Here is a 6995-nt window from a genome sequence, read left to right as displayed (position 1 = left end):
ATAATCCGCCTCGCCCCGATGGCAGCAGCGCCGGTAACTGTAAAAGCGATCCGGCTGGCTATAGGTGTCTTCCCCCAACATCCCGATCGTGCCTACGCCCGCTCCCGACAACCGGGCCGCAACATACCCCCCAATGTCAAACTGAAAATGCCCCTCGCGGCCCGGCGCAAAAAAACGTTCATTTTCCGCATCCGCTGCCTCGAACCGGGCAGCAAAGTCCAGCGTAACCTCATAGGAGGACCGGCCGATGCAGGGACCGATCGCGCAGACAATCCGTTCCCGCGCGGCGCCCAGCATTTCCATCGCTGCGACCGTTTGATCGGTGACGCCGCCCAGCGCGCCCTTCCAGCCAGCATGCGCCGCGCCGATCACGCCGGCATCGGCGTCGGCAAACAAAACCGGCACGCAGTCCGCCGTCAAAATGCCCAGAATCAGTCCAGGGCGATTCGTGACCATCGCATCCGCCGCAGGACGATCACTGTCCGGAACAGGGCCAGTCACCGTCATCACATCGGGTGAATGAATCTGATGAACCGTTACCAGAGCCGCGCCGGGCAGCAGCGCATCGCGCGCCAATTCACGGTTGCGCATGACCGCTTCGCGATCATCGTCCGATCCCAGCCCAACATTCAGTCCAGCGTGAACGCCTACGGAAACGCCGCCGCGCCGCCCTGCAAAGCCATGCAAAACACCCGCCAGAGCCGGTGCGCGCAGCAATTCAATCATTCCTCACTCCTTCGGATTTCTGTCGGAAGCGCTTTTGCACCATGTCTCAAATGCGCAACATACTTGCGCACGCCAGATTAGGCGATAGTCTCCTCCTCCCATAAGCAAAAGGGGCACGTCCAGTGACGTGCCGGGCTAAGGGAATAGAGGTCTTCATGATATTCGGGCGCGTAAAGCCTCTCGATGCCATATTGGCGACGGCAGAGAAGAAGTCGCTGCATCGCTCACTGGGGGCATTCCAACTCACCATGCTGGGCATTGGCGCGGTCATCGGCACCGGCATTTTCGTGCTGACGGCGGAAGCGGCGCAAAAGGCCGGGCCGGGCATGATGCTGTCCTTCGTCATCGCCGGTTTCGTCTGCGCCGTGGCGGCGCTCTGCTATGCGGAAATGGCCGCCATGGTCCCGGTATCGGGTTCGGCCTACACCTACAGCTATGCGGTGATGGGCGAACTCATCGCCTGGATGGTCGGATGGGCGCTGATTCTGGAATATGCCGTCGCTGCAGGCGCGGTGTCGGTCGGCTGGTCCGGCTATGTCGTCGGACTATTGGAGCATAGCTTCCATATCGACATACCCAATTTATTGACGCGTGGCCCGTTCGACGGCGGACTCGTCAACCTGCCCGCAATGCTGATCGCGGCGCTTGTCACCTGGCTGCTCGTCATCGGCACCAAGGAAAGCGCGACCGTCAACGCCATTCTGGTCGCGATCAAGGTCGCCGCTCTTTCACTGTTCATCGTGCTGTCGGTGCCGGTGATGAACATGAAAGGCTTTACCCCCTTCGCTCCGCTCGGCTTTTCGGGCATCTCGGCTGCGGCGGCCTCCATTTTCTTCGCCTATGTCGGCTTTGATGCCGTCTCGACCGCGGCCGAAGAAACCAAGAATCCGCAGCGCAACATGCCGATCGGCCTGATCGGTTCGCTTGGCATCTGCACCATCTTCTACATGCTGGTCGCGGCAGGCGTCATAGGAACCGTGGGCGCCCAGCCGGTCTATGGTCCCGGCGGCGAGGCGCTGGCTCCCGGATCGGCCGCCCTGTCGCAGCAATGCGCGGCGCTCGCCGCCGCCGGCACCGAAGCCGTCACCTGCTCGAAGGAAGCGCTGGCCTGGACGCTGCGCGAAATCGGCTGGCCGCAGATCGGCAATCTGCTTGGCCTTGCTGCGGGCCTTGCCCTGCCGTCGGTCATCCTGATGATGATGTTCGGTCAGACCCGCATCTTCTTCGTGATGAGCCGCGACGGCCTGCTGCCCGCCATGTTCTCGAAGGTCCATCCGACCTACAAGACGCCCCACGTCATCACCATCCTGACCGGCATCTTCGTGGCGCTCTTCGCGGCTTTCTTCCCGGTCGGCATATTGGCGGACATTTCCAACTCCGGCACGCTCTTCGCCTTTGCCGCCGTGTCGATCGCGGTGATGGTGCTGCGCAAGACCGATGCGGGCCGTGCGCGTCCGTTCCGCACGCCTGCCATCAACGTCACCGCGCCGATCGCGATCGGGGGTTGTCTGTATCTGTTCTGGAGTCTCGGCGTCGAAACCAAGCTGATGTTCGTCGGCTGGGCCGCCGTCGGGCTGCTGGTCTATTTCGCTTACAGCCGCAGCCGCAGCCATGTCGGCCGCGGAGTGGTGGATGTGCCCGAGGAGCAGTCGGGCATCCCCCCGCAGCCGGTGCCGCCCATGCCGGGGGCGCCGACGCCGGGCGGGCAGGACGCGTGATAAAAAAGGGGCGGCTCCAACCGCCCCTTTTTCAATGGATGGCTTCGACGCCGGGATCGCGCAGCGTGCCATGATGGGGGCGGGTGAATAGCTTCCCCCGCTCCGCCCAGGCGACGATCAGGAAGGACAGCGATCCGAAAACCGCAAGGCCCATCGTCAGGGGCAGGGTCGACCCGTCAAAGGCCCGGCCGACGATGCTCCCCAATGCGCTCGACAGGGCGGTGGTCAGGAAGGACTGGAAAGAAGAGGCGACGCCCGCGCCCTTCGCGAAAGGCTCCATCGAAATGGCGCTGAAGTTGGACGCGGTAAACGCCACCGTCAGCATCGTTGCCGCTTGCAGGATCATGAAGCTGACGATGCTTTCATAACCAGCCAGAATCACCGCCAGATGAACGCTGTTGATCGCCACCAGCGCCAGCAGCGCGGTCTGGCTCAACCGCCGCGCGCCGAAGCGCGAAACCAGCCGGCTGTTGAGCAGACTGCCGATTCCCATGCTGCCCGCGATGGCGGCAAAGGCGAAGGGGAAGATCTTCTGCGCCCCGAAAATGTCGAAGAAAATCTGCTGCACCGACAGGATGAAGCCGATCAGGCCGCCCATCACCACGCCGCTCGCCACCATATAGCCGATCGAACTGCGCGTGCGGGCGATCATGCCGACGGTCCGAAAGATCGTGCCCGCGCTCATCCTGATCCGATTTTCCGGCCGCAGCGTTTCCGGCATGCGCAGCAGCATCCAGAACAGGATCAGCGTCGCGAGGATGGCCAGCGCCCAGAAAATCCAGCGCCATGGCGCGATCCACAAGATCGCCTGACCGAAAGTCGGCGCCATTACCGGGATCAGCATGAACACGGCGAAGATCAGCGACATGACCCTCGCCATTGCGTCACCCCTGAAGCGGTCGCGGATGATCCCGACCGTGATCACGCGGCTCGCCCCGGCAAAAAAGCCCGCGCACGCCCGCCCGATCAGCATCATGGCAAAGCTGTGCGCCCCGGCGCAGGCGATGGAGGAGAGGATGAACATGACCATCGCGCCGCCCAACACCCGCTTGCGTCCGAATCGGTCGGACAACACGCCGAACAGCAGTGAGCCGATCCCCAGCCCCAGAAAATAGATGCTGATGATCAATTGCCGGTCATTGGCATGCGGAATTGCCAGATCGCGCCCGATGGCGGGCAGCGCGGGCAGCATCGGGTCGATCGACAGCGCGTTCATCGCCATCAGGCATGCGCACAGCATCACGAACTCGCGGAAAGCTATGTCCTTTTCCGGGAGCGCCGCGGTGGTTTCGGGGCGGTTGGTCATGCCGTGGGCTATGGGGATAATCGCGTTCCCGCGCCACCCCTTTCGCAATAACTGCCCCTGTTAACCGTGCTGACCAACGGAGTTCCGCTCCTTCGCCTGAAATAGCTGAAAATCGCGTTAACCATTTTTTAGCGGCTACCGGTGCAGCGTGGCGCCTGTCGAAAACCATCATGTCGAAATCCACAGGGGGATTCGGTTATGGCGAACAGTCTGAAGAGCGCGCAGTTTCTGATCGAAAGCCGCTTCTGTTATGCGGCGCATCAGTCGGCAGACGATTGTTTTGAACTGGGGGTCGCCTATAGCTGCGGCACTGGTGATCTGCCCGTCGATCTGATCGAGGCGCATAAATGGTTCAACCTCGCCGCGCTGAAGGGCAGCGAAGAGGGGCAGGCGATGCGCGCGGAAGTGGCTGAGGAGATGACCGCCCGCGAGATCGCCGAAGCGCAGCGTCAGGCGCGCGCGTTGATGGTGGCCAGCCAGCCGCGCGCAGCCTGAACGGGGCTAAAGTCCTGCCTCGGTTTTACGGAACGGCGTCCGTTCGTTTAGCCAGAGGCGATCCCGTTGCACGCCCTGCCGCTCGGCCTCCAGAAAATTGGCTACGGCCCGGCGGAAGCTCGCATCGGGGATGAAATGGGCCGAAAAGGTCGGCTCAGGCGCATAGCCCCGCGCCAGCTTGTGCCCGCCCTGCGCGCCCGCCTCCACCCGCTGGAGGCCGCGGGCAATGGCAATATCGATCGCCTGATAATAGCATAGCTCGAAATGCAAATGGGGCACGTCCTCGGTACAGCCCCAATAGCGGCCATAAAGCGTGTCCGCGCCGATCAGGTTGAGTGCGCCTGCAATCGGCCGCCCTTGCCGCAGCGCCAGCACCAGCAACACGCGGTCCGCCATGCTTTCCCCCAACATCGAGAAGAAGGCGCGGGTCAGATAGGGGCGGCCCCATTTGCGCGAGCCGGTATCCTGATAGAATGTCCAGAACGCGTCCCAATGCGCTTCAGTCAGTTCGTCGCCGGTCAGATGGAGGATTTCTAGCCCGACGACCGCGCGTTCACGTTCCTTTCGGATATTCTTCCGCTTGGCGCTCGACAGATCGGCAAGAAAGTCGCTGAAATTGCCATAACCGCGATTGGTCCAGTGAAACTGGCTGTCTTCCCGGATCAGCCACTCCGCCGCCTCAAACAGTGGAACCTGATCGGGTGCGATGAAGGTCGCGTGGGCGGAGGAAAGGTCGTTCCGCTCCACCACTGCCTCGATCCCTGCGATCAGCGCGGGAGCGAGCCGCTCGTCGCGCAGCAACAGTCTTGGCCCCGGCACGGGGGTAAAGGGCGCCGCGAGCTGGATCTTGGGGTAATAACGTCCGCCCGCCCGTTCCCAAGCATCGGCCCAGCCATGATCGAACACATATTCGCCCTGGCTGTGCGTCTTCGCGTAAAGCGGCGCGGCGGCAGCGATCCGTCCGTCCGGCCCGTCGATCACCAGCGGCAGCGGTTGCCACCCGCTATTGCTGCCGACGCTGCCCGACCGTTCCAGCGCAGCCAGAAAATCCCAGCTCATGAAGGGATTGCCGGTTCCGGCGCATGCGTCCCATTGATCCCTCGGCAGGTCCGCCACGCCGCTCGCCATGCGCGCCACGCAGTCAGTCATGCGGCTGCTCGAAGATGATCTGATCGGCATGCAGCGCCGCGCGCTCCCTTTCCTCCTCGCTGCACACAGTCCATGTCAGCACGGGGATTCCCCGTCGGCGCATGCGGGCGGACAGGGAGGAAGGCAGATCGCGAATGTCACAGGCGATAAAATCGGGTTTCGCCCACCAAAGTGCAAGGGCGCGGCCAACCCTTCCGCGCCAGCCGCGTTTCTTCTGCTCCGTGACGACCAGCCCGCGCACCAGATCGGGCCGGTGGCGCGCAAACCAGCGCACAGCCATGGGATTGAAGGACATGACGGCCGCCAAAGTCATGGGCCGCCGCGCCAGAGCCTCCGCGACCGCCGTGCAGATGGGCGCGACACGCCGTCCATCCACCTTGATCTCGACCAGCAGGGGCGTGTCCGTTCCGCAAAGATGAAGGAGGTCGCGCAGGCGCGGAACGCAGCCGCCATCGGGCAGCATCCATTTATCGGCCATAACGGCATCATGGTCGCCAATCGCGCCGGCGGACCCGGTCATGCGCTGAAGCGACGCATCGTGAAAGACCATCGCTACGCCGTCGCGGCTCAGCCGCACGTCGCATTCGATGCCGAAATGACCGGCGATGGCGGCGGCAAAGGCCGCCATGCCGTTTTCGCTGACTCTGGATCCATGCAGCCCGCGATGGGCAAAGGGACGGGCGGTCAGCGCCTTGAGGACGTCAGGCCGGGCGGACAAGGACGACAGCGTCGATTTCGACCACCGCACCCAGCGGCAGCACCGGCACGCCGACGGCGCTGCGAGCGTGTTTCCCGGCATCGCCGAAAATTTCGACCATGAGTTCGGACGCGCCGTTGGCCACCTTGGGCTGGTCGGTGAATTCGGGCGTGCTGCTGATGAAGGCGCCCAGCTTCACGATCCGCTCGACCCGGTCGAGGCTACCCAGCGCCGCCTTCATCTGCGCGATCAGGTTGAGACCGCAGGCCCGCGCCGCCCTGACGCCGTAGTCAAGGTCGCGATCCTCGCCCAGACGGCCGGTCATCAGCGCGCCGTCGGAGAGCGAGATCTGGCCGGAAATATGCAGCAGGCCATTGGCCTCCACCGCGGCGACATAGGCCGCGACCGGCGCGGCGGCTTCGGGAAGGATGATGCCCAGTTCAGTCAGGCGGGCTTCGATGCTCATGTGGACACTCCATGAATGGGGATGAAATTATCAGGCGCCGGGCCTTCGGCAAGCCGGGCGGCGATCCATTTTTCCGCCTTGGCCCAATCGTCGATCCGGGCATGGGCAAAAGTGGCTGTGGGAACATCGGCGGCGATTTCCGGCTCGCCCACCATATGCAGGCGCCAGACCCCCGGCGCATGGTCAGCGACCGAGGCATGATGTTCGGCCAGATCGTCGATGAACAGCGCGGCACTGGGCTGGCGTTCAGCCAGAATCGCGGCCAGTGGACGGCCCTTGCCGCCCTGATTCCAGTGCACCGGCAGGTCGAGGCCATGGGCGGCGAGCTGCTCGCGCCGCTGCTGGTGGTGCCGCTCGGTGATGTTGGTGAGGACGACGATGTCGGCGATCTCGCTCAATCGTCCCAAAGCCTCCATCGCGCCCGCGATCGGGGCCTGG

Annotated in this window: 7 protein-coding genes and 1 pseudogene; 2 read left to right on the top strand and 6 right to left on the bottom strand. The window is 63.6% G+C overall.

Annotated elements, in window-relative coordinates:
• Nucleotides 1-726: peptidoglycan editing factor PgeF (pgeF, locus tag ACFC3J_RS21550; protein ID WP_375198020.1), on the bottom strand; the 726-nt coding region annotated here is incomplete at its 3' end.
• A 155-nt stretch (nucleotides 727-881) separates the two neighbouring features.
• On the opposite strand from pgeF, the gene ACFC3J_RS21545 reads away from it, so the two are divergent.
• A complete protein-coding gene (locus ACFC3J_RS21545) occupies nucleotides 882-2444 on the top strand; it encodes an amino acid permease (RefSeq protein WP_375198019.1) in 1563 nt (520 codons plus the stop codon).
• A gap of 31 nt (nucleotides 2445-2475) precedes the next feature.
• On the opposite strand, the gene ACFC3J_RS21540 is transcribed toward ACFC3J_RS21545, so the two are convergent.
• Nucleotides 2476-3750, bottom strand: a complete 1275-nt coding sequence (locus ACFC3J_RS21540) for a multidrug effflux MFS transporter (protein WP_375198018.1) — start codon at nucleotides 3748-3750, stop codon at nucleotides 2476-2478.
• 198 nt (nucleotides 3751-3948) lie between these two features.
• On the opposite strand from ACFC3J_RS21540, the gene ACFC3J_RS21535 reads away from it, so the two are divergent.
• Nucleotides 3949-4245, top strand: a complete 297-nt coding sequence (locus ACFC3J_RS21535; protein ID WP_375198017.1) for a hypothetical protein — start codon at nucleotides 3949-3951, stop codon at nucleotides 4243-4245.
• Between the two features lie 6 nt (nucleotides 4246-4251).
• Here the strand turns inward: ACFC3J_RS21535 and ACFC3J_RS21530 are convergent, their stop codons facing one another.
• The 4 genes and pseudogenes from ACFC3J_RS21530 to ACFC3J_RS21515 form a co-directional block, all read right to left on the bottom strand.
• A complete protein-coding gene (locus ACFC3J_RS21530) occupies nucleotides 4252-5394 on the bottom strand; it encodes a GNAT family N-acetyltransferase (RefSeq protein WP_375198016.1) in 1143 nt (380 codons plus the stop codon).
• A complete protein-coding gene (locus tag ACFC3J_RS21525) occupies nucleotides 5387-6112 on the bottom strand; it encodes a glycerophosphodiester phosphodiesterase family protein (RefSeq protein WP_375198015.1) in 726 nt (241 codons plus the stop codon). Before ACFC3J_RS21525 ends, ACFC3J_RS21530 begins: the two co-directional genes overlap by 8 nt.
• The gene (locus tag ACFC3J_RS21520) at nucleotides 6096-6557 is read right to left on the bottom strand and encodes a RidA family protein (RefSeq protein ID WP_375198014.1); all 462 of its coding nucleotides are present in this window, start codon (nucleotides 6555-6557) and stop codon (nucleotides 6096-6098) included. The genes ACFC3J_RS21525 and ACFC3J_RS21520 overlap by 17 nt, the downstream gene beginning before the upstream one ends.
• Nucleotides 6554-6995: pseudogene (locus ACFC3J_RS21515) on the bottom strand (HAD family hydrolase); the annotation flags it as partial. The pseudogene ACFC3J_RS21515 and the gene ACFC3J_RS21520, both read right to left, overlap by 4 nt.

Source organism: Sphingobium sp. (assembly GCF_041987595.1).
Classification (GTDB): Bacteria; Pseudomonadota; Alphaproteobacteria; order Sphingomonadales; family Sphingomonadaceae; genus Sphingobium.
The sequence above is the reverse complement of the archived record's forward strand: the minus strand, read 5'-3'. Positions and strand labels throughout refer to the sequence as shown.

Bases quoted from the DNA above. Each gene is read 5' to 3' on its own strand.
- ACFC3J_RS21520 (WP_375198014.1), bottom strand. From the start codon at position 6,557: ATGAGCATCGAAGCCCGCCTGACTGAACTGGGCATCATCCTTCCCGAA.
- ACFC3J_RS21540 (WP_375198018.1), bottom strand. From the start codon at position 3,750: ATGACCAACCGCCCCGAAACCACCGCGGCGCTCCCGGAAAAGGACATA.
- ACFC3J_RS21545 (WP_375198019.1), top strand. From the start codon at position 882: ATGATATTCGGGCGCGTAAAGCCTCTCGATGCCATATTGGCGACGGCA.
- ACFC3J_RS21535 (WP_375198017.1), top strand. From the start codon at position 3,949: ATGGCGAACAGTCTGAAGAGCGCGCAGTTTCTGATCGAAAGCCGCTTC.
- ACFC3J_RS21530 (WP_375198016.1), bottom strand. From the start codon at position 5,394: ATGACTGACTGCGTGGCGCGCATGGCGAGCGGCGTGGCGGACCTGCCG.